A 22,917-nucleotide genomic window follows, 5' to 3' on the forward strand; every position below is an offset into this window, starting at 1 on the left:
AAAGTTCACCCTAAACGAAAGCCGGATTTTCTTTTTATTCCGCCTTCAGGACCGCCGTTGCTACCGGAAGCTTTCCGCTTCTGGCGGTAATGATTATTTCGCCTTTTTTGTCTGTTGATTGAATAATGGCCATACATTTTCCCTGCCAGGCTTCCATCTGGGTCCCTTTTAACGGGGTATGGCTTTGCTGATCACCGTTGCCTACTGCTGCCAGTTTTCCGGCGCCGGTAACTTGAAATGTGATGTTATTGCCGGCAAAAGGCACCGGTACGCCGTTGGCGTCAAGGAGCTGTACAGCAACATAACTTACATCCTGCCGGTTTGCTTTCAGCGCTTTCCGGTCGGGCGAAAGTTTTATTGTAGCTGGTTCGCCCGCAGTTTGCACAGCAAAGGAAACTCTTTTTCCATCTGCTGTTTTCCCAATGGCTTCCAGCTTACCTGGTTCATACGGTATTTCCCAGAAAAGAAAGGCTTCCCTGTTAAGGTCCCATTTGCGCGTTCCCAATGACCTTCCATTCAATTTCAATTCAACTTCGGGCACATTGGTATACACATGTACCGCCAGCGTATCGCCCTTTCTGTTATGGTTCCAATGGGTTTCCACTTTTGGCCAGCTCCAGAAAGAACAAAGGTCCCTGTCTCTTGCCGAAGGATCGGTTTGAACAGCAATATGAACCATTGGTTCATCATTCCAAAGCGCCTTCCTGAACCAATACCCGGGTTTTGGAAAACCGCACATATCAACGACGCCACAGGAAGCGCCACGCCAGGGCCAGGTTGGCCATTTTCTCCAGAATTCACAACCTGTACCCACATCGCCAATACCTGCTTCGCCAATATAATCGAAGCCGGTCCAAAGAAATTCGCCGGCCACATAATCTTTTAGCTGCCCCTCGAGCCATTGCTCATAAGAGTGCAATTGGTTGCAATTGCCGGGGTGGTATGGATACATCACCGTTTCAGTACCAAAGATCACGCGGTTGGGATATTTTTCATGGTCAGGCCTGTAATACGCTTCCTGGTAGTTATAACCAACTATATCGAGCAGTTCGCCCATTCCAAAGGAATTCACATTGAGGATCTCATTACAGGCTGCGGTAAACGGGCGCGTAGTATCATACATGCGCGAAGCATCCATCAGCATTTTTGTGATCTTCAATGCATTTTCTTTATTATACTGCTCTCTTACTTCATTGCCAATGCTCCAGGCAATAACAGCGGGATGGTTGCGGTCGCGCCTGATCCAGTTTGCCACATCCTTTTGGTACCAGTTGGTAAATTGCAGGGCATAACCGGCAGGCGTTTTTCCGTCCATCCATTCATCAAAGATCTCGTCGATTACCAAAAAACCGAGACTGTCGGCATACGAAAGTAATTCAGGTGAGGGCGGGTTATGGCTCATACGAAGCGCATTACAGCCCATGCTTTTCAATATTTGCAGGCGGCGTTTATACGTGCCATCCAGTACGGCGGCGCCCAGGGGCCCGCCATCGTGATGGTTGTTCACCCCCTTCAGTTTCACGTGTTTCCCATTTAACAAAAAACCTTTACTGGCATCGAAATGAGCTATTCTGATGCCAAATGGAGTAACATGCTGATCGATCAGTTTTCCACCCGATCGCACTTCTACCTGTAACCGATACAAATTGGGTTGTTCAACAGACCATAAAGCAGGTTTGTTGATCGTGATATGTTGATCTATTTTTTGTGTTACACCTGATGCGGCTTTCACATTGAATTGGGCCCGGCCCGCTTCCTTTCCTGTTGCATCTATCAGTTTTGTGATCACGGTGCATGACTGATCAACATTGTTTTCATTGCGCAATTCAGCAGATACGTCAATGCTGGCTTTTTCATCGTTTGCTTCCGTTGTATGGGCAAAAACACCCCATTGTTCAAGATGCAGGCTGTTCTTTGCAACCAGCCATACATGCCGGTAAATACCCGAACCCGTATACCATCTTGAATTTGGTTGTTGGGTGGTATTCACTTTTACCGCGATGATATTTTGCTGACCCACGGGTTTTAAATAGGGCGTGAGGTCATAATAAAAAGAAGAATAACCGTATGGCCTTATGCCCAGGTAATGCCCGTTGATCCAGACTTCGCTGTTGCGATAAACGCCGTCGAACAACACCCATACTTTTTTGCCCGAAAGATTGGCTGCGGTTTTAAAATGTTTCCGGTACCAGCCAATACCGCTATACGTATAACCGCCACCGGGGCCGGTGGTATAGGCGGAATCGAAAGCATGCTCTATGCTGAAATCGTGCGGAACATCGAGTACCCGCCATTTGGCATCATCAAATTCAGGCTGCTCAGCGCCGGGCTGATCGTTCAAAGCAAACCGCCAGTCAAAATCGAAGGAAATTTTGGTATTACTGTTCTGCGCTGTTGCAGCTGATACAAATAACAGGCAAAGAAACAACAGCGGCAGCCAGGAAATTCTGATCATTTTTATATTCTTTATCGAATCGAATTATAATACTCTTTAATTATATACCAGGCCTTCTTCTTTTCTCCTTTATCCGACAACAATCCTTTCCGGTTGTATCCTTTCTGATATACAGGGTGCATTCTGCCTGGCGACCGGTAGTCGAACAACAGCCAGGGACATACTCCGCATAAATCAGGCACCGTATTAAACATTTCAATTTGATCGGTATATATTTTTGCCTGGTACGCTTCGGTCCAATAAGCAGCTTCATCCGTTGGCACGTTTTTATTGCCATATAATGCTTCACCGCCAAACTCTGAGATAAATACCGGTTTTTCGGGGCAAACCAATGTCCATTTTGTAGCAGCCGGTAAACCCTGCCAGGGAGTATACCAGCCAATATATTCATTGATGGCAATAATATCAGCCTGCCGGTAAAGCGTATCCCACAAATCGAAAGTATTGTTTTGGTAACGCTGGGTATTTATAACATGGGTGATCAATCTTGCAGAATCAATGGCTTTGCATTTTTTTGTAAGTTCAGCAAGCGCTTTATCGCGGCCCGGAGTTCCCGGATAGGTTTCGTTCGAAAGGCTCCAGATTATGATCGCGCAGCGATTCCTGTCGCGCCGCACCATCTCTTTAAGCATTCCCTCCATTTTAGACGGAAGGGAACTGTCGGCAAAATCAATATGCTGGTATACCGGAATTTCGCTCCATACCATTAACCCCATCTTTTCAGCTTCTTTAATCATATGCTCATTGTGCGGATAGTGGGCCAGCCGAACAAGATTACAGCCTAACTCTTTAGCCGCATTCAGTAATAAAACAGCATCCTTCGCTGAAGATGCCCGGGCTCCTTTAAATGGATTTTCTTCATGAATATTTACCGCTTTCAAAAAGAGCTGTTTTCCGTTTAGCACTACTTTACTTCCTTTCACTTCAATACTTCTGAACCCTATATTATCTTCAACGGTATCTGTTTCACTTTCGATCATTACCTTATACCGTTTAGGAGATCCGGGACTCCATAGCTTAAAAGCGGCTGAAAATTCCACCTTTGCCACACCCTCATTATCCGTTCTTGCTTTATAAAAGATGTTGAGTTCCGGAATTTTTACTGTAATGTTTTGGGCCAATTGGCTTCCATTTAACTGCACCCAACCTGAAACAGTATTTAAACTGCCCTTTTTTAATTGAATGTTATAATCTTCAATAAAAGTGTTGCCGGTTTCTATAAGGTCAACATCACGTGTTATGCCGCCATAGTTTAACCAATCGTACCCCAGGCCAGGCAATCCGCTCTTATAACGCCCATTATTTACTTTAACAACTAATGCGTTTGGCCCATCCTTTACTTTGCCGGTAATTTCGAACTGAAAAGGAGTAAAACCACCTTCATGGCTTCCTGCTTTTTCACCATTCACATACACATCGGCCCAATAATTAACAGCCCCGAAATGGAGGAACAGCCTCCTCCCCTTTTGGGCCCTGTAATTAAATTCTTTTTTGTACCAGACTGTTCCTTCATACCAGGTCAATTCGCACAATTGGGAATTAAAGTCACCCGGTACTTTCAATACCGGGGCGCCCTGAAACGAATACTCAAAAAAATCGGTTTTCTTTTGTGGCTGTTTTTCTAACCAAACCTGCTGCCATTGACCACTACCAGCGGGGTCAATAATAACGCTCCAATCGCCATTTAAACTTGTTACATTCCTCGATTGTACATTTATCATTGCCGTTTGGGCGTTAGCCAGCTCTACTGTAATAAGAATGAAAAAAAGAGCAAGAACCCATTCTTCCGATCTTTTTTTGTACCTGTTCACGGCTTTCTGTTTTATTTCTCAGTAATTCCTTTCCACACATCCGTTCTGAAAGGAATAGCAGGCAGTTTTTCTGAATTCACCAGGTTACACACCGGGTTATCGGCCCAGGCATAGCGCACGGCTTCAGGCTCAGCCACTTTATCGCAGGAAACGATCACATGGTCTCCTTCAATAATGGCTTTTGCCCAATAAAATTGTTTGTCTTTACCCGCTATGGCAAAACCCGTGAGCTCTTTTCCATCTTTGGTTGAAAGACCTGCCCCTGTATTGGTAAAATTGATGCGGATGCGATTCCCTTCTTTCTTAAATTCTTTAAATAGTGGCCCTGATGCAATAACATTTTGTTTGTACACCTGTTTATTGGCAATTAATGCCAACCGGCGGCCCACCTCCTGCTTGTTTTTTGGATGAATATCATTCGCTTCACCAATATCTATGATGCATGCCATGCCGGTGTTAGGCAGAGATAAGGTGAGCGTTTGCGCTTCACGCAATTCGGCCCATTCACTTTCAGTGGGAAGCGGTTTTGTTTTCATAAAATTCGCCAGCTGAACAAACAAAAATGGACAATCGCCCTGTTGCCAGCGTTGCCGCCAATCGGTGATGAGCATGGGAAATAATTTTCTATAATTGTAAGCCGCCTGTGCATTGGCTTCGCCCTGGTACCAGATAAATCCTTTAATGCCATAAGGAATAACCGGGTTTATCATGGCATTGAAAAGCACGGTGGGGTAATACTGATAGTTGAGTATTTTCGGAAAAGCGGGCTCAAGGTCTTTTTTATACAACCATTTCCCCGCTAAAGAAATGGTAGAAGCGCCATCGGTAATATAAAGATCATCTGCCGGCTGATTCAGGCCGCCACCGCCCCACAGCATGGCCACCCGCACAGCAATGGTATTTTCTCCACGCTGCAGCAAACGCGCCGGAATGGTATAAGAATGAGAGGGACTGGAATTCCAGATATTCTTACAGATCTCCTGTCCATTTACATAAAGCGAATAGTTCATCTCCGGATGGCCCAGGTTCACCGTGAGGTCTTTTCCCGCAAAGGATTCAGGCAATGTTATCTTTTTCCGCAGCCAAACCATTCCTTCATAATATCCAATCCCAAAATCTTTTAGCACACCGGGCATTTCAACAGGCGCCCATCCTGCATCGTTATATTCCGGAGCCGGAAATATTTTATCGGCATTATTCTGCGGATTGTAAACAAGATGCCAAATGCGGATCCAGTTCAAACTATCGGTCACAAAATCTTCCCGGTCAAAACTAAGGGTATCATTACTGAGTGTACGAGCCCTGGTAATGGGCGATGTAAGCAACTTATCGCGGCTCGTCCAGGCTTCTACCGGCGTTCCGCCCCAGGTGCTTTGAATAATACCAACCGGAACATGCTGGTCACCGTGCAGCTTACGCGCAAAATAATAAGCCACCGCCGAGAAGTCCTTTACATTTGCGGTATCACAAACTTTCCATTTACCGGCCAGAATAGCTGATTGAGGCTTTAATTTTTTATCATGCTCAACCACAAAAAAACGTATTTGAGGGAAATTAGCATTTTCAATTTCCTTACGCGCATCCGCTGCCTGCTGCACCTGCCATTCCATATTCGATTGTCCTGAAGCCAGCCAAACATCACCTATAAGAACTCCCTTTAACTCAATTGCCGTATTGGGCTTTCCCTGTTCATTTATTTTGAGCGTATAAGGGCCGCCTGCGATAAACTTTGGAAAGTGAAGCGTCCACATCCCGTCTTTTCCGGCTTTTGCCGTTGCACCCACTGTTCCCAATTGCCCTGATATAACTGATCCGGGATTTGCGGTTCCCCAAACAGGAATTGAGATCCCTCTCTGTAAAACCATATTGTCGCCAAATACTTTTGACAATGTGAGCTGCGCATTACACAGCAAAGGGAATAAAAATATTGATACTATAAAAACTGACCGGCTAATTGCTTTATTCATTGTCATTCTGATCATAGTCTTACTTAACTGAAATTTTTACCTGTTGAAAAATATGGCGCGACGAATTACCTAACTGCAAAACATACTCGCCTGACTCTGTATTCCAGGCTTTTTTTGATTCGTCATAAAATGCCAGGTCGGCCACTTTCACTTCCATGCTCACCGTCATTGTTTCGCCGGGCTTCAAAAATATTTTTTCAAAAGCCTTCAACTCTTTCTCCGGACGCAATACCGAACAAACCGGGTCGCTTGCATATAACTGCATTACTTCACCACCGTAAACACTGCCCGTATTTTTAATAGTGAAGCTGGCATGAATGATGTCATTTTTTCCATAACTTATTTTATCTGTTGCAAAATGACTAACGGAAAAACCCGTATACGAAAGCCCATACCCAAAGGGAAATTGCGGTTGTATTTTCTTTGTATCGAACCAGCGGTACCCTACCAGGATATCTTCTTCATACTTCACTTTCAGGTCACGGCCCGGGTAATTACCGAGGGCATGTGCAGGCGATTGTGCTAAGGATACCGGCAACGTGAATGGCAGCTTGCCCGAGGGATTTACTTTACCACTTAGTACATCGGCCACTGCATTGCCCGCTTCCATGCCACCAAACCACGACCACACAATAGCAGGCACCCGGTTAACTATGCCGGCCAGTTGTACCGGCGACCCGGCAATGATCACTACTACGGTATTGGGATTAGCTTTCGCTACTTCCTGCATCAGGATCTCCTGCCCGTACGGCAGGTCCATATTTTGTTTATCAGAAGATTCGGTATCAAAATCATGGTTTAACCCGCCAAAGATGAGCACTACATCCGACTCCTTTGCAACGGCCACCGCTTCATCGATCAGCTTCCAGTTTACGTTGGCCGAACCGGACTGGCCTGCGTTATTGCCTTCTTTAAATGTAGATTGCTTTTCGTACCCCTGTGCATAGTTTATTTTCACCTTGTCGCCAAACTTTTGCTGCAGGGCCTGCAGGGGCGTAATTTCATACAGGGTCTTTATTTCTGAACTGAGCCCGCCGCCGCAATGTTTGCGGGTAGCATTATCACCAATAACGGCAATCGATCTTAATTTATCAAAATGCAACGGCAGCAGCTTTCCATTATTTTGTAAAAGCACTGCCGCCTCGGCAGCGGAATTATAGGCAGCCTGCTGATGTTCGGGCGTATTCATTTTACCGGCTGCCCTTTTTTGCTCATCAAACATTTTTGTATTGAACATAACACGCAATACGTTGGCCACTTTTTCATCAACCACCGATTGAGGTACCTTTCCTTCTTCTACTGCTTTAATTAACGGGTCGGCAAAATACCATTCGTTGTAATTGTTTTTATCGGTGCCCATTTCAAGGTCGAGCCCGGTTAAAGCCGCTTTTACGGTTGTATGGGCAGCAGACCAATCGGTCATGAGCACGCCTTTAAAGCCAAACTCCTTACGCAGCAGTTGGCGGTTCAGGTATTCATTTTCTGAACACCATTCGCCTCTGAACCGGTTGTAAGCAGCCATTACGGTATAGGCGCCGCCTTCCATTACCGCAGCTTTGAATGCCGGCAAATATATTTCGCGCAAGGCCCTTTCGCTCATGCTTACGTCAACAGAGTCGCGATGCGCTTCCTGGTTATTGGCCAGCCAGTGCTTCACACTTACTGCCACATCTTTCGATTGCAGCGCTTTAATATATGCAACGGCCATCCTTGAAACCAGCAAGGGGTCTTCACTCATGTACTCAAAATTCCTTCCGCACAATGGTGAACGAATAATGTTTACGCCGGGGCCCAATAAGATATCTTTCTTGCGAAAACGGGCTTCTTCACCCAACACCAACCCCTGCTTATAGGCCAGCGCCGGGTTCCAGGTAGCGGCCAGCGCTGTTCCCGGGGGAAAGCAGGTGGCTGAATCGTTCGTCCAACCGGCATATGCCCAATCGTGCCGGTTAACCTCGGCGCGTACCCCATGTGGCCCGTCGCTCAGCGCCCATTCGGGAATGCCCAGCCTTTTTATACCTGCTACATAAAACTTCGAATTGCCATGCAGCAGGCTCACTTTTTCGGGCAGGGTCATCTGGCTTATAAGTTCACTTATCTTTTGTTCTGTAGCCGAACCGCCTTTTACTGATTGCTGCGCATAACCTGCGTACATCGTTAACAAAAAAAGGGTGGAAACAAATGCTTTCATTACTGTGATTATATATATTTTTTAAATCTGTAAAATTTAAAGAACGGGCGCTATAGAAATAGGCCCGTTTCGTGTGCTAATGTGAACATTTAAGTATTAGCATCAACCAAAATTTTTTCGTAATGTGCTTTCCGGTACCAGCCAATGCCGCCCCGTAAAACGCCGCAGCCCGTACCGGTTGGGTTGGTACTGTCAAAAAGCGTTTCAATACACCAGTTGTGGGGCAGGTTTAATTTTAGCCAGTTGTTATCGGGGAAAGAAGGTTCATCAGCCGGCGCATCACCTAAAAAGAATTTCCAGCCGTCATTAAATGATCTTGTTCGTATGAAGTTGGATTGTGCAACAACGGAATTGTAAAATAATAACACAGGCAACAGCCATAGTCGCATTTTCATATACAGCAATCTTTGATAGATTTTGATGCTGTAAAACTATTCTTCTGCCTGCTCAGCCAGGGGGGCCAATTGTTTCAGAATAGTGCATGAAATGTTGCAAAATACTGATCTTCAAGAGACTTTTGTCAAAAACAGCCCTTAAACGGGTTTGTCTTTTTTACTGGCAACATATTGCGAGGGAGTTACATTGAATTCTTCTTTAAAGAATTTAGTGAATACTTTTGGGCTATTGAACCCCACTTCGTAGGCGATCTCACTAACCGACTTCCCGCTTTTTTCAAGTAATTGAACGGCCCTTTTCAACCTGATGGAACGGATAAATTCCAGGGGCGATTTACCGGTAAGCGACTGCACCTTCCGGTACAGGGTTACCCGGTTCATACACATGTCGCGGCTGAGGTCCTCTACCGAAAAATCGGGATTATCGAGTTGCTTTTCTACAATTTCCAGCGCCTGCTGCAGGAATTTTTCATCAACAGAGGTTACTGTTACTTCTGAAGGATTGACCTCAATTTGCTTCTGGAACCTTTTCTGCAGTAATTTTTGCTGGGCCAGCAGATTCCTAATGCGGGAGGCCAGTATTTCAAAAGTGAACGGTTTGGTTATGTAATCGTTTACGCCCACTTTAAAGCCTTCCAACTGTTTCTCCTCGCTACCCATGGCCGTAAGCAAAATAACCGGAATGTGGGCGGTAAGCGTTTCCGTCTTGATCTTCCGGGCCAGCTCAACGCCGTCCATCAAAGGCATCATAATGTCACTCACTACCAGGTCGGGATTCAACTGTTTTATTTTTTCCCACCCTTCCTTTCCATTCGTGGCTTCTTCAACATGGTATTGTGCTTTCAAATTGTCTTTTAAATAAAACCGCAGGTCTTCATTATCTTCTACTACTACGATCGTTTTCTTTTTATCGGTCTTTTTACTTTCTTCAGCCAGTACTTCTTCCATATCCTGTACCGGTATGGAAGTAGCGGCTGTGCGCACCACAGGTTCGTAGATCTTTTTGGCCGGAAGCAAAACCGTAAAGCAGGTGCCTTTCTCGGGTTCGCTTTTTACGGTTATTACGCCATTGTGCAGTTTTACAAACTCCTTTGTAATGGCCAAACCAATACCGGTTCCCTGGTTGGCCATACTTTGGGGAACGTCTGTTTGAAAGAACCGTTCGAAGATCTTTTCCTGCATATCGGCAGGAATGCCTATACCTGTATCTTTTACGGCTATGGCCAGCGTTCCATCCACTTCATTATTAACAGGCGCATTGTACTCCAGGTTGATACTCACCTGTCCGTTATCCTGGGTATATTTGAAGGCGTTCGACAACAGGTTAAACAGGATCTTTTCTATTTTATCCTTATCGAAATAAATTTCAAGACTGCTCACATTTGATGAAAAGGCGAATTGAATGCCTTTTTTTTCGGCGATATCCATAAACGAGTGGCTCACATCTTCACTAAACCTTACTATATCGCCTATTGCGGGATGTAATTTTACTTCCTGCACCTCCATTTTTCTGAAATCGAGCAACTGGTTTACCAGGTTCAACAACCGTTTTGCATTTCGCTGAACCAGGTTCAACTGCTTTTTCTGCTCTTCATCTGCTGTATTTTTAATGATCCTGTCTAAAGGAGCAATGATGAGGCTCAATGGGGTACGAAACTCATGGCTAACGTTGGTAAAGAATTTTGTCTTTAACTGTTCCAGCGCATGGGCCCTTTCCGCCTCCCGCCGCTGCTGCTTTACTTCATAGCGCATATGGATCCTTTCAAGGAAAAAACGCCGGGCCAACAGCAACAATACAGCAGTAACCAGGGTATAAATAATGTAGGCAAGCGGTGTTCGCCAGAAAGGGGGATGAATATTGATCTGTAAATTCTTTACGTCACTCCAGGTCCCATCTCCATTCAGCACTTTTACTTTAAAATTATAATGGCCCGGATCGAGGTTGGTATAGGTGACTCTTCTATGATCGCCATCGGTATACAACCAATCTGAATTAAAGCCTTCCATCATATAGGCGTATTTTTCACGGGGGCCGTAAGCAAAACCCAATGAAGCGAATTCGATGGAAAAAACGTTCTCTTTATACTTCAGATCAATAGTTTGCGATTGGGTTACAGATTGCTGCAGCAGTACCCGGCCGTTCATCAATTCACCGGGCGCTACATCATTATTCAGGATCTGCAAACCCGTGAACACAATTTTTCGATGGTAAACCGGTTTGCGGATGTCGCCGGGGTTAATGATATTAAAACCCGACGGCCCTCCGAAGATCAATTCACCGGCCTTTGTTTTCAGCGCTGCACTTTCGTTGAACTCTCTATTCTGCAGGTTGTTCATTTCATCGTAAGCAATGATAGAAAAAGCCGGGCCACTTTCTTTTTGCCGGGGAATAGCATTATATAGCCCGTTGGGGGTAGAAAGCCAGAATGTTCCATGATCATCTTCAAGAATATCGAGGATAATATTATGCGGCAAACCATCTGAAGTTGTAAATACCTGAAAGTTTTTTGTTTGCTCATTAAACAGGTCGATCCCTTCCCGGGTAGCTACCCACATCCGTCCTTTACTGTCTTCTAAAAAACAGAAAATATTATTGTTGCTTAAACTCTTTTTATCGTTGGTATGGTAATAAAATACCGGAGCCGTTTTATTTTTTTCCAGCACCACGATCCCAGAAGCAGTTCCGATCCATAAATTACCTTTCCTGTCCTGAAGCAGTGCAGAAATATAAGTAAGGGGGAATGGGCTGCGGCCGGCATCGTTAAAGGTGAAATGTTCAAACCGGTTCGTTTTCCGGTCAAGCTTATCGAGCCCGCTGCCCAGCGTGCCTATCCATAACTGCTGATCGCGGTCTTCATATAGTTCCCATACATTATCATTAGACAGGCTTGACGAATCGTTGTCATTATGCCGGTAGCGCGTGAAAGTTTTTCCATCGAAACTATTAAGGCCGCCAAAGTAAGTACCGATCCACAGTACGCCTGCATGATCGATGCACAGGCTTACAATTACATTATTACTGAGGCTGTTCTTATTGCCGGGATCGTGCTGGTATTGTTTGAAGGTGTTGTTCCTGCGGTCAAAATAGATTAAACCGCCGCCATTTGTGCCAATCCACAAATTCCCCCACTTATCTTCCACAAAACGGTTCACATCATCGTACTGAATACTCTTTGCATTTGCCTCCTGGTGGTGATACCTCGGAAACGTGACAATGTTGCTGTTAAAATAATTAACGCCCTGTTTATAGGTGCCCAGCCAAATGATGCCGTCATCATCTTTATACGATGCATTAATGCTGTTTTGGCTGATGCTGTTGGGATCTTTGGGATTGTTTAACAAATAACTGGTGCTGAAATTGTTCTTCTTATCGATCAAAGTGACTCCACCATGATCGGTAGACACCCAAATTAAACCATTGTTATCCTGAACTATCTGGCTTACCAGGTTAGAACTCAATCGCGTGGGTAACGAATTTTCATTAAACTGTTTTATCGAATTATCATGCGGATCGTAATAAACAACGCCGTATCTAAAGCTGTAGAGCCAGAGATCTCCTTCATTATCTACAAAAAGAGAATGAACATCATTTTCTTTATGCAATTTTTGAAAAGCATCCGTCGAGAAAATAACCTTTTTGGAAGCAATGTCATATTGCTGCAATAAACCATTTTGATACACCAGCCATAATTTGCCGTCTGCAGTTTCTTTAACGGAAGTTATTTTTTCCCCCTCATTGGGCTTAAAACCCGGCCGTCTGAAAGGTTCCGCTTTTCTTTCTGTAGCCGAGTACTGGTATAGATCAAGCACGTCGTATAAAAACCAATATCGCCCGTTGTTTCCTTTTACTATAGTTTTAACATCACCCGCAGGTAACCCAAGCGTTTGTAAGTATTTGTTTAAATCAGCATCGAATTTCTCCGTTTTGGGATCGTAAATACAGCCGCCGCCTCTATTAAACACCCACATTTTTCCATCGGGCAGTTCAGCAAGCGAGAGTACAAAATTGTCGTACAGCGAAGTACTGTCACCAGGTATTTTACTGTATATTTTAAAGGAATATCCATCATAGCGGTCGAGGCCCCACTGAGTACCGAACCATAAAAATCCATCCTTATCTTTCAGAATAGCATTTACCTGGTTATGGGAAAGTCCGGTATGAATATCGAGTTTGGAAAAATTATAGTGCTCACTTTGGGCAAAAACAGCAAGCGACAGCAGCAGTAATACAATCGATGTAAAAAAACGCATCCCTACAAATTTATTAAGAAAGACCCCGTGTTGTTCAGCACAAGAATCCCCTGATAGTACACAAAATCGCGATTTACCCAGTAATAGCGACGATTTTTTTTTCGAATATAAGGAATTTTATATCGATGCATTACCGGCTTCCACCGGAAGCTGTTGCTAAAACGTGAAACTGACTATATTGCAATCGATTACATTAAGTAAGGTAAAGCTACTTGAGGTCTGATGCAGCATCCCGCGAATTGAATTCCTGGCCGGTTGCAACGTAAGGAATAACCGGCAACGAGATCCAGAAGATCAAATGTTATAAAATACGCCGCACAGGGCAAGCATTATCAACAGGGTAATTACACCTCCTGTAAGGCTGATGCCAATAGTTTCCCGATTATACTTCCGTAATAATTTCTCTGCGGTGGCTGCATCCGGCATCTTCTGAAGATATTCCATTCTTTTTACATAATGCACGCAGGCAATATGTGCAAACAGGCATACAAGCGAAAGCGTATAATAGGGAATGAAAAATAATTTTTCGGGATACCGGTTGGCCACCCCGGCCGCAAAATAAAAATCTGTATTAACCTTCCACATGTAGCGGCCCAGCATCACAGCCCGCACATGGTAGATCATGAAAAAAGACAGGTATAACCCGCTCAAAACCTGGATAATAACATAAACAGGCTGCCTTAAAAATCCTTTCTTAATAACCAGTACCGGACCGCTTATAACCTGAAACAGGACACTTGATAATAAAAGGATCTCTATTGGCCAAAACCTGTAAATAGGACGGAACAGGTTCATTACAGCTATGTGCAGCGAAGGGCCTCCCAAAGCAAAAAGGTGATTAAGTACATGAAACAATAAGAAAGTTGCGATGATAATGCCTGAGCGGCGGTGCCATTTTTTTAAGGTCGTATTCATATTATAATGCCGGAGCAACCGGTTCAATTGCTAATTATGCCGGTTTCTTATATAATAAAGTGCCAATTTTTATCACATATGATTACCAAAGCAATATACGAATACCAGGAATATTATTGTTCGGTTTTGGTAAGCGGGTGTGCGGTTTTGATACAAAGGAAAAGGCCGGTTTGACATATAAAAATATGACAGCCGGCCATCCTCTGAACCCTTACTGCTTATTGTTAACTAATTGAATTTTTCCACGCCTTTTACATTCATCTTTAACGCAGTTAACTTGTCAACCGGTCCGGTGATAAATAAGGTCTTATTATTGTTTCCCCCAAAAACATTGTTCGTTGCGCCGCCACCTGTAGGCACATTGAATATCCTGGTGCCATTGGGAGCAAAAGCGGTTACCCCATATGAGTTGCTTATATAAATATTACCCCGTTCATCCATCGACATTCCGTCGCCACCCATATCTATAAACTTCTTCATGTTGGCAAGGGTTCCGTTAGGTTTAATATCAAAAACCCAGGTACCGGCAGTATTGATATCGGGCGCCCATTTGTTCACGTACAGCTTTTTTCCATCAGGCGTTCCTACAACACCGTTTGGCCAACCGTCAGCGTCCCAGCCCATTGCCTCGGTTGTTACCCTTACCAGGTTGTGGCTGCCGCGAGCCAGGTAATATACATAACCGCCTTTGCCACTTGCAGCCTGTTCAGAATGAGTAGGCGGCCATGCCTGCTGGCGGGGGTCACCGGCATCCCAATAACTTCTTGGAAATATCGGGTCAGTAATATACATACCCCCATTTTGAGGATTGATCCATACATCATTGGGACCATTCAGTAATTTGCCATTGTAATTATTTACCAGCACGGTATGGCTTCCATTTGGAGCGATCTTCCATAATTCACCATGCATATCGGCACAGGTAATGAGATTTCCATCTCGGTCAAATTCCATTCCGTTCGAGCGGCCGGTACCCGTTAAAAATGGGGTGATCATGCCGGTGTTTGATGACCACTTATAGATCTTGTCATTGGGCTGATCAGTAAAAAAAATATTGCCATGTTTATCAACAGCAGGGCCTTCCGTGAAACTAAAACCTTCACCTAATTGCGTTAAGTGCGAATTGGGCGCCACCAAACAGGTTGCATCAAAGATACTGGAGTCAGCAGGTACACATCCGCATTTAGCAGCATACGATTCAGTATGGGCAGCGTTAATATCCAGTGTACTATCTCCTGCCTTGTTTTTTGAACATGAAGAAAATGCGAAGCAGCATAGTGCTCCGCCGAAAAGTAGCAGCGTTTTTTTCATAGCAAACAATTTCATACAATGTAGTATAGGCTGCTATAAAAAACTTCCAATAAAAAACTATGAAGAATGTTACACAAGCCTTATGCGGCCATATCAGGGCTTCTCTCCCCCACTTTGCTAACAAGATGTTTATGCCAGCCTGGGGTAATATGTAAATTTTAAAGTTTTGTTTTCTTAATATCACCCGGCCACGTGGGACCAGAGACGCGCGATTTTTACTGCATTTTAACATTAAAACTACCGGGCGCTATTTGCACGTTAGTACGAAGAAATTACTTTTGAGAGTTCTTTGATGATATGTGGAAAAGGCGAATACTATTACTATGATCAGGCAAAGGCGATTGACGGCATATACTTAAGTGCAAACGGCAATTATTCCGCACAACAAAAAATAAACTATGACGAAGAAATTTTTACTCACATTGTTCTTTATGGTATTCTTTGCTCTATCTTCATTTAATTTGCTTCATGCGCAAAAAGACACTTCAATTCAGGTAAAGCAATTTTCTTTAGAGACAGGGAATTTATTTGCGCTGAAACAAAAGATTGTAAACGACCCATCCCTTAGCTGGCTTGCTACTTTCTTTGATAATATAGACCAACTAAAAAACTCAAAATACACAGTTACCGGACATGAAAATTTTCCACCAAAGTATCGCAGGCAGTTGTCAAAACAAGTAGACAAAGCAGCTGCGATTATTATTCAATTGTTTGATAAACCGGAAAAGGAATATTCCCTAATACCCAAACTGGAAAAGATCACAGAACAAATAGAAGACATAGTATCGACGGTAGAGGATAAGTATAATATGAACCTTAGCGGACAAAAACTTACCATTAAATTCCCAGACATCAAATTGGGCACAGCAAAGCAAACTCAATAAAACTGCCGCTTATGTTGCCCTGGCGAAAATTGCAATACCGATTATTTAAATCAAATAAAACTATCGCTACCATTTTGCCAGTGATAGTAATTATATATTATATCTATCTACTCAAATCTGGAATTCTATTTGAAATCAGATAAGTAAGGCGTGCGCACGTTCCAGTTTTCATCTTTCGTCAGGGCCCAACTTTACATATACTCTTCAAAGCGTTGAGGATGAATTATTTCTGTTTACAGGAAAAGGTGGGCGGAGTCATTGATTTAAAAATGAAATAATCTTGTCTCTTTCCTTATCGGTAAGCTGTGCCCTTGTTTGCATATGCATGCCAATCGTTATCCATTGCTCGTGGGAAAATGAATTCGCAAATGGAGTATTATGACATCTCTGGCAATTTTCAGCCCAAAGCTGTGCCCCTGTTTTTTCAGCAACTTTCCGGCTTTCCACGCAGCTATTTATAAGAACAACCAGCAATATGCTCAACCCCGCTACCATGACCAATGTGTTTTTTTTAATTTTATACATTTTCATATGCTGATTTATTAAAGTTGAATGGAAAATTGTAAATACAGATTGTTCGTATCTGTTGTACCAGGAATGCCTCCGGCCGAAACATTAGCCGTACTTGTAGAGTGTGTCCAGGCGTAGGTAAACTTAAGTACAGACCTCCATGATAACCAGTAATCCAGTCCGATATCTTCTTCATTGTATTTTTGTCCCCAGTTAGAATTTTCGGGAGTCTTAAAATTAACATATCGGAATGCCAGCTCAAGATTCTTTACCAGGTTACTTTCCGCAGATACAGGTCTGATAGATATTTGTGCAAAAGCCGAAGAACTTTTGTTGTCGAAGGTGTAAAGCGTTGAATCGGTAGGTTTGATATATTGCTGGTTATCGGTGGTGCTTCTGTTATATTGTCCTTTCACGTTTATAAGAATAGGCGTGAAAGTTTTAACATAGTTTAGGTCGACCCCATACATTGTGCTGTTTGCTTTACTAAATCGGGAGTCGGCATCACCTGTACCACCATAAAGCCCGGAAATACCTATTTCAAGAGATGAGTTGGAAAAAGGCAGCAATCCAAGACGACCGCACACTGTTTTTTTGGTATTGTTATCTGTAACGCCTGCTGTTTGAAGCTCTCCATCGGGCAAAAGTTGCAGTCCATTCGTAAGGCTTACTGCATAGCTCCATTTCATATTGCCCAGAGGAAGCCCACCGCTTACTTCTATACCGAAATCGGTTCCTGGCAGATCAATTCCTTCGGGGTCAGGGGCCAATTTATTGATCCAGCCTGCTGCCAATCGCCTGTTATAAATACCGAAGGGCAATACAAAATAACCACCTCTAATGATTAGTCCGGGAGCGGCATAATAACTTAAATCAGCCCAGTTCACTTCCAGGTTGCCGCCGGTATAGGATGGCTCAAATTCAAGAAGCCATTTTGTGCCATGCCGCCAAAGCAGCATGGGGCTGAATTCGTACCGGTCAGCATCAGGAAAACTGTTTGTTTTAATAATTTGATGTGGCCCTGACGGCGGTTTGTATTTTGATGTTGAAGAAACATAGCCAAATGTGGCCAGCCCCACAACCATAAAATGGCTTTCGGCGGGTTTGATATCTGCAACCTGCTTTTCCAGCGCAGCTACGCGTTCAATAAGAGCTGAATCTGCTGCTGTAACAAGTTGTGCGTTTACTATGCTTGTCGTTACAGAAGAAACAAGTGTAAAGATCATCAATCGCGTTATGGTTTTTACCGGGGTCATAAAAATTCATTTAAATTATAAATTTCATTTAGCGGTTAGTGCTATTTTTTCTTAGCCATTTTTGCAAGCGATCGGATATAAGTGACAAGCTCCCATCGCTGTTCGTCGGTAAATACCTTTTTATAGGAGGGCATTGGAGTGCGGCCCTCAGTGATTTTCCAGAAAAGGGAGCCGTCTGTTTCGTTTTGCACAGTACCAGAAGTGTGATCGGCTGGCCTGGGATTTAAGCCGGAAGCCGCAGGGCCATCACCACGACCTTTATCGCCATGACAGGGGCCACAATTTGCAGTATACAAAGCTTTGCCAGCCGCCAATACGCTTCTGTTGGCCACCAGTGGATTCTTCAAATTATCGGCGTCTTTAGGGGCTATCCATCTGGCCGTTTGAGCAGCAGATCGGGAGAACATTGCATTAAATGCAAGGAAAACGAGTAAAAACAAACTAATGACGGAAAGAATATTTGCAAGGAAATGCCTTTTAATCATACTATTATAGATTTTTATTCAAAATCGGATGATTATAATACCAACGTCTCTCCTCCTCCGGGAAAGACAAATAGCCAGTCATTCCTTTGATAATGATCTTGGGATAATATAGGGTTTTAAAACAGGTTGGCGAGGTGCGGGTTTCTTTAGGTGATACCTGATTGGAATTAATTTATTACTGCTAATAGAGCCTGAACATTGCTACATGTAAATTAAGCCTTGATCAGTAAAAAATTCTGTAACGTATATTTAATATAAAAGTAGGAATAAAAATGAACCAGAAATGTTGATTGTTATCAATAAAAGCAGTCATAACTCGGAATGATCCGGTTTATTAGGGTATGACCAGTGGATTGTATTTGAAATTCCTATAAAAAAGTATGAAGGAAGAAACACATTTCGGCTATTGCAAAATGATTTCCCACGCTACCTCTGGGACCTGCCTGAGTACCTTTGATCATCGCCACTATAGCCCCTTTTTGGCCTATAGCCGACGATCCTTCAAACCGATAGACGGAACGGAAAGATTTTCTTAAGAGCTGATTTCCAGCTTATATCCTTTGCCGCGTATAACAGCAATTTTGATAGTTGGATCAGGTTCCAGTTTTTTTCTAAGTTTTGAAATGAACATATCCAGACTGCGGCCTACTATAACACCTTCATCTTCCCATATCTCTTTTTGTAGCCGGCTTCGCTCTATAGCCACGTTAGGCGACAACGCGAAAATGCGTAGTACACGGGTTTCAGTTCTGGTCAGGTCGATAGTCTGTCCATTTATCATGAGCTTACGGGCCTCCGCGTTGAACGACATTGAACCCATAGTGAACATTTCATTATGCTTGCTTTCATCATTATGCTGATTGTCAGGTAAGGCCTTCTTCGGTTTAGCATATCTAAAAAACATAAATCCAACAAATGCTAAAAATGAAAGGCCGCCCAGTAAATATCCATTCTTTGCTGTAATGATACCCGTTGGTTTAAATTTAATGTTGATCATATAACATCCTACGGGTTGCCTTCTTCCTTTACAGGCTATAATATCATCTTTCTTATTTTTTGATATAGCATATCCATAGGCTACACTGGCATTGGCACAGTTCAGTACATTAACAACGTAATCACTGGCGAGCGGGTCTTTGGCTAACAAGCGCTGGGTAGTATTCACCAGGGATTCTGGTTGAAAAGTAAACGCATTCTCAAAACTGATCTGGTATTCATTTTCAGCGATCTTTTTTACCGGCAGTATCCGTGATGTACTATCGCCCGACTGCAGGAGTATTTCATGTCCGATCCGGCGGAGTAAAACCTCCCTCCGGGAAATATCAAAATCGTCACTACCCATACTGAAAGCCACGCAGATTACGGAGATAAATGAGACCAGTATCAATGCGAACAGGTATTTCCGTCGTCCGGGGTGCAGATTTTGCCTAAGATGCATAGTGTCAAGCTTTTATTTACAAAGTTTACATTCTTATTTACAATCAGAATTTCCGCAAGGAAAGATATCAAACTAATATCGCCGGATCAATGATGATATGATAAACGGTTTTTTATGATGGAAAAACATTTACCGTTTTCAAAAACAAAGACGGTAAAGCGTTTAACAACGTTTGGTCAATAATCAAAGATAAAAAAGGAAACATTTGGCTTGGTGACAATTATGGCCTTTGGCGCCATGACGGCAGAACCTTTACTAAGGTATCGCAGAGGTGGGCTTTTGCAATAATCGAAGATAAAAAAGGAAACATCTGGCTACTGGTGAAGTAAATCCGAAGGTCTGGGCACTTTCACGTTATGATGCAAAATCCTTGTACAATAAAATGCCCACTGTAACCGAAATCATGTCAGGACCATGTGGCCGCAAACAATATACCCGCCATCGTTCGTTTGTTTTATATCAAGCCCATCTTCATAACCGGTACCACCTATTGTTCTTTTCCATGAAATATTTCCGACGGGGTCGGTTTTTATAATCCAGCAATCGCCATCACCGCCAGTATGTTGCCCGGTAACATCTCCATTATTGGAGTATGTCCACCCTAAAATGATATATCCGCCATCGTTAGTTTGAATAATCTTTTCCGCTTCATCATTGTCGGTGCCTCCATACGTTTTTTGCCATTCGATATTGGGAGCCTGAGCAAGACATTTTACACCAGGTAATAAACACAACAATAATATGGAAGTGACATAAGTAAAATGCAGTAGATATTTAGAGGGCATAAGGACGTAGGGTGTTTTAAAAGGAACGGTACGACAAACCACGAATCAAATGTATAGAATGAATTCTAATAAACACAATGTGCCGGTCATGTTCCTCCGGTTGTGCGTGTCATTGAGTATGTCAATTATGCGTCAGAAATAGTGGTAGAAAGCGTAAAAAAGTGACACATTTTTGACAAGCACTAAACTAAAAAGCCCTGTAAATAAATGACTTACACAGCTTTCAAGTGCCCAGAACAGGAATCCTTAAGTTCTGGGTATCAGTTAGGGGCATTTTGCATTTGGGAGGGTGGCGAGCTTGCTCGCCAAGCCGGACAAATGGAAAATGCCAGGCGCGATAGCGCCAGCACTTGTTTTTGCGTTTAGCCCCTGCTTGTGTAAAATTTACAATATTATTAAGCTCTATGGTTCAGGGTTCGAAGTGTTTTAGAATTATCGAACCAGGAGTTATCGAACCAGGAGATAGAAGATTTAAAAGACATCTATTCATTAAAACAATTGATTTTGAATCATTTATAACTTAGATGATGGTACCTCACACTATTTTTAGCACATTGCAAGGCACACAAAACCTCGACACAAAGCCCACCCACCCAAGCAGACGAATATCTATCTCAGTAGTCCGGACACTTCAACAATAACTAGCAATACTACATTTATCAGCTTAGTATCCGTAAAAATGTATCACACTTCCATACTTCTGTATAACAACCACGGTATACCCTAAAGGTAGCTTTGCCTCATTATTTCAACAACAAAATAAATATAATAATGAGCAAGACAATTTTAATTACCGGGGCATCATCAGGTTTTGGATTGATGCTGGCGACACAACTGCATCAAAAAGGGTTTAATGTAATAGGCACCAGCCGTGAACCCGAAAAATACAAAGGCAAAATTGCATTCCAATTATTACGGTTGGATATTGCTGATGATAATTCCATTCAGGCATTTGCCAAAGAATTATTTTCAAAAATTTCAACCCTTGATGTATTAGTGAACAATGCCGGTTATATGGTAACGGGCATTGCAGAAGAAACACCTATTGAATTAGGAAGGCAGCAGCTTGAAACAAACTTTTGGGGAACTGTTAGAGTAACCAATGCCTTATTGCCTTATTTCAGGAAGCAACGTTATGGGAAAATTATTACTGTAAGTTCTATTGTTGCATTGATTGGTCCGCCAAATCTGTCTTTCTATTCTGCTTCAAAACATGCAGTGCAAGGTTATTTCGAATCACTGCGGTATGAATTAAATCAATTCAATATTAAAGTAAGCGTTGTTGAACCAGTATGGTTTAAAACCAATATTGGGCAACATTCTGTTACCCCCAAAGGCAATGAAATTGCAGATTACAACAATTACAGAAAGAAAGTAAATGCACTCACGCAAAAAGGGTTAGATGATGCACAGTCTCCTGAAGCAGTAGTAAATACAATAACGAAATTAATTGGTACTAAAGAGCCCAAATTCAGTAACCCTGTTGGAAAGCAGTCAGGTATGATTGTTTTTTTACGCAGTTTCGCCCCAAAAATGTTTGAAAGTACGATGCTGAAAAGCCTGGACAAATTTTAGCCTCTTAGGGCAATGGATAATGTTTACACAACAAGGTAATTGCAGGTAAGCTGCTAACATAGAGCCATGAACAAAAACAGAATAGATGCGCTAACGGACGGAATCATCGCCATCATTATTACAATTATGGTGCTGGAGATGAAAACACCACACGAAGCAAGCTGGAAAGCGCTTGCAGCAATGTTGCCAGTGTTTGTAAGTTATGTATCAAGCTATATCTCTATTGGCATTTACTGGGGAAATCATCATCATATAATGCACACTTTACCCCTTGTAAACAGTAAAATCATTTGGGCAAACTTTACCCTTTTGTTTTTTCTATCATTAGTTCCTTTTACTACTAAGTGGATGGGTGAAACACATTTTGATAAAATTCCTGTTTTCTTATATGCTTTGAATTTCGTGTTCACCGGGGCGGCTTACTACATTTTACAACAAACTATAATAGCCTCATGGCAACATGAAACCAGTTTAATGACAGCTTTAAAAAAACAGGGAAAGAGAGGAAGGATTACGGGAGCAATTTATTTTGTCGCAATGCTATTTGCCTTATTCATTCCGCAGATCTCAGCAGTCTGTTTTCTGGTTATAAATATCGTTTGGCTAATACCGGATAGAAATATTGAAAAGGCACTTTTGGTAAAAGTAAAACACAATAAACAACAGCACGATTAATCTAAAAATATAC

The 22,917-nt window shown here is 42.8% G+C and carries 16 protein-coding genes and 1 pseudogene; 4 read left to right on the forward strand and 13 right to left on the reverse strand.

The features are described from left to right. Positions 1 to 34 precede the first annotated feature (34 nt). From A3860_RS28310 to A3860_RS28345, 8 genes are all read right to left on the reverse strand, one after another. The gene (locus A3860_RS28310) at positions 35 to 2,455 is read right to left on the reverse strand and encodes a sugar-binding domain-containing protein (protein ID WP_081152989.1); all 2,421 of its coding nucleotides are present in this window, start codon (positions 2,453 to 2,455) and stop codon (positions 35 to 37) included. 11 nt (positions 2,456 to 2,466) lie between these two features. Then, positions 2,467 to 4,266 (reverse strand): glycoside hydrolase family 2 protein, encoded by a 1,800-nt coding sequence (locus tag A3860_RS28315; protein ID WP_245843646.1) that lies wholly within the window; start codon positions 4,264 to 4,266, stop codon positions 2,467 to 2,469. An 11-nt stretch (positions 4,267 to 4,277) separates the two neighbouring features. Continuing rightward, positions 4,278 to 6,131, reverse strand: coding sequence for a sialate O-acetylesterase (locus A3860_RS28320; protein WP_245843647.1), 1,854 nt, complete (start codon positions 6,129 to 6,131; stop codon positions 4,278 to 4,280). 121 nt (positions 6,132 to 6,252) lie between these two features. Further along, positions 6,253 to 8,424 (reverse strand): glycoside hydrolase family 3 C-terminal domain-containing protein, encoded by a 2,172-nt coding sequence (locus A3860_RS28325; protein ID WP_081152994.1) that lies wholly within the window; start codon positions 8,422 to 8,424, stop codon positions 6,253 to 6,255. 89 nt (positions 8,425 to 8,513) lie between these two features. Next, entirely contained in the window at positions 8,514 to 8,819 is a 306-nt protein-coding gene (locus A3860_RS28330; protein WP_216823520.1) for a hypothetical protein, read from the reverse strand. A 138-nt stretch (positions 8,820 to 8,957) separates the two neighbouring features. Next, entirely contained in the window at positions 8,958 to 13,070 is a 4,113-nt protein-coding gene (locus A3860_RS28335) for a hybrid sensor histidine kinase/response regulator transcription factor (RefSeq protein ID WP_081152997.1), read from the reverse strand. Between the two features lie 294 nt (positions 13,071 to 13,364). After that, a complete protein-coding gene (locus A3860_RS28340) occupies positions 13,365 to 13,985 on the reverse strand; it encodes a hypothetical protein (protein WP_143774301.1) in 621 nt (206 codons plus the stop codon). Positions 13,986 to 14,213: 228 nt separating this feature from the next. Further along, positions 14,214 to 15,296 carry an SMP-30/gluconolactonase/LRE family protein gene (locus A3860_RS28345; RefSeq protein ID WP_081153003.1) on the reverse strand — a complete coding sequence of 361 codons (1,083 nt, stop codon included), beginning with the start codon at positions 15,294 to 15,296 and terminating at the stop codon, positions 14,214 to 14,216. A 398-nt stretch (positions 15,297 to 15,694) separates the two neighbouring features. On the opposite strand from A3860_RS28345, the gene A3860_RS28350 reads away from it, so the two are divergent. Further along, positions 15,695 to 16,180, forward strand: a complete 486-nt coding sequence (locus tag A3860_RS28350) for a hypothetical protein (protein ID WP_081153006.1) — start codon at positions 15,695 to 15,697, stop codon at positions 16,178 to 16,180. 255 nt (positions 16,181 to 16,435) lie between these two features. Here the strand turns inward: A3860_RS28350 and A3860_RS28355 are convergent, their stop codons facing one another. From A3860_RS28355 to A3860_RS28370, 4 genes are all read right to left on the reverse strand, one after another. After that, positions 16,436 to 16,711 (reverse strand): c-type cytochrome, encoded by a 276-nt coding sequence (locus tag A3860_RS28355; protein WP_245843648.1) that lies wholly within the window; start codon positions 16,709 to 16,711, stop codon positions 16,436 to 16,438. Positions 16,712 to 16,722: 11 nt separating this feature from the next. Continuing rightward, entirely contained in the window at positions 16,723 to 17,946 is a 1,224-nt protein-coding gene (locus A3860_RS28360; protein ID WP_081153008.1) for a hypothetical protein, read from the reverse strand. A 41-nt stretch (positions 17,947 to 17,987) separates the two neighbouring features. Next, positions 17,988 to 18,431: a c-type cytochrome gene (locus tag A3860_RS28365; protein ID WP_081153011.1), complete on the reverse strand. Its 444-nt coding sequence runs from the start codon at positions 18,429 to 18,431 to the stop codon at positions 17,988 to 17,990. A 532-nt stretch (positions 18,432 to 18,963) separates the two neighbouring features. Continuing rightward, complete coding sequence (locus A3860_RS28370) at positions 18,964 to 19,869, reverse strand: winged helix-turn-helix domain-containing protein (RefSeq protein WP_081153014.1); 906 nt, start codon at positions 19,867 to 19,869, stop codon at positions 18,964 to 18,966. 164 nt (positions 19,870 to 20,033) lie between these two features. Here A3860_RS28370 and A3860_RS42340 point away from each other — a divergent pair. Next, positions 20,034 to 20,198 (forward strand): annotated as a pseudogene (locus A3860_RS42340) (two-component regulator propeller domain-containing protein); the annotation flags it as partial. A gap of 72 nt (positions 20,199 to 20,270) precedes the next feature. Here the strand turns inward: A3860_RS42340 and A3860_RS41735 are convergent. Further along, positions 20,271 to 20,654, reverse strand: a complete 384-nt coding sequence (locus A3860_RS41735) for a hypothetical protein (protein WP_216823521.1) — start codon at positions 20,652 to 20,654, stop codon at positions 20,271 to 20,273. 771 nt (positions 20,655 to 21,425) lie between these two features. On the opposite strand from A3860_RS41735, the gene A3860_RS28380 reads away from it, so the two are divergent. Together A3860_RS28380 and A3860_RS28385 are read left to right on the forward strand one after the other, a co-directional pair. After that, positions 21,426 to 22,229 (forward strand): SDR family oxidoreductase, encoded by an 804-nt coding sequence (locus A3860_RS28380; protein ID WP_081153017.1) that lies wholly within the window; start codon positions 21,426 to 21,428, stop codon positions 22,227 to 22,229. A 66-nt stretch (positions 22,230 to 22,295) separates the two neighbouring features. Beyond that, complete coding sequence (locus A3860_RS28385) at positions 22,296 to 22,904, forward strand: TMEM175 family protein (protein WP_081153019.1); 609 nt, start codon at positions 22,296 to 22,298, stop codon at positions 22,902 to 22,904. Positions 22,905 to 22,917: the final 13 nt, after the last annotated feature.

The sequence above is a fragment of the Niastella vici genome (assembly GCF_002077945.1).
GTDB lineage: Bacteria > Bacteroidota > Bacteroidia > Chitinophagales > Chitinophagaceae > Niastella > Niastella vici.

Excerpts from the sequence above, each read along its gene's own strand:
- A3860_RS28320 (WP_245843647.1), bottom strand. The coding sequence starts at position 6,131 with ATGGTTTTACAGAGAGGGATCTCAATTCCTGTTTGGGGAACCGCAAAT.
- A3860_RS28330 (WP_216823520.1), bottom strand. The coding sequence starts at position 8,819 with ATGAAAATGCGACTATGGCTGTTGCCTGTGTTATTATTTTACAATTCC.
- A3860_RS28385 (WP_081153019.1), top strand. The coding sequence starts at position 22,296 with ATGAACAAAAACAGAATAGATGCGCTAACGGACGGAATCATCGCCATC.
- A3860_RS28335 (WP_081152997.1), bottom strand. The coding sequence starts at position 13,070 with ATGCGTTTTTTTACATCGATTGTATTACTGCTGCTGTCGCTTGCTGTT.
- A3860_RS28340 (WP_143774301.1), bottom strand. The coding sequence starts at position 13,985 with ATGAATACGACCTTAAAAAAATGGCACCGCCGCTCAGGCATTATCATC.
- A3860_RS28380 (WP_081153017.1), top strand. The coding sequence starts at position 21,426 with ATGAGCAAGACAATTTTAATTACCGGGGCATCATCAGGTTTTGGATTG.
- A3860_RS28370 (WP_081153014.1), bottom strand. The coding sequence starts at position 19,869 with ATGCATCTTAGGCAAAATCTGCACCCCGGACGACGGAAATACCTGTTC.
- A3860_RS28350 (WP_081153006.1), top strand. The coding sequence starts at position 15,695 with ATGACGAAGAAATTTTTACTCACATTGTTCTTTATGGTATTCTTTGCT.
- A3860_RS28360 (WP_081153008.1), bottom strand. The coding sequence starts at position 17,946 with ATGACCCCGGTAAAAACCATAACGCGATTGATGATCTTTACACTTGTT.
- A3860_RS28365 (WP_081153011.1), bottom strand. The coding sequence starts at position 18,431 with ATGATTAAAAGGCATTTCCTTGCAAATATTCTTTCCGTCATTAGTTTG.
- A3860_RS28310 (WP_081152989.1), bottom strand. The coding sequence starts at position 2,455 with ATGATCAGAATTTCCTGGCTGCCGCTGTTGTTTCTTTGCCTGTTATTT.
- A3860_RS28325 (WP_081152994.1), bottom strand. The coding sequence starts at position 8,424 with ATGAAAGCATTTGTTTCCACCCTTTTTTTGTTAACGATGTACGCAGGT.
- A3860_RS28345 (WP_081153003.1), bottom strand. The coding sequence starts at position 15,296 with ATGAAAAAAACGCTGCTACTTTTCGGCGGAGCACTATGCTGCTTCGCA.
- A3860_RS41735 (WP_216823521.1), bottom strand. The coding sequence starts at position 20,654 with ATGCCCTCTAAATATCTACTGCATTTTACTTATGTCACTTCCATATTA.
- A3860_RS28355 (WP_245843648.1), bottom strand. The coding sequence starts at position 16,711 with ATGAAAATGTATAAAATTAAAAAAAACACATTGGTCATGGTAGCGGGG.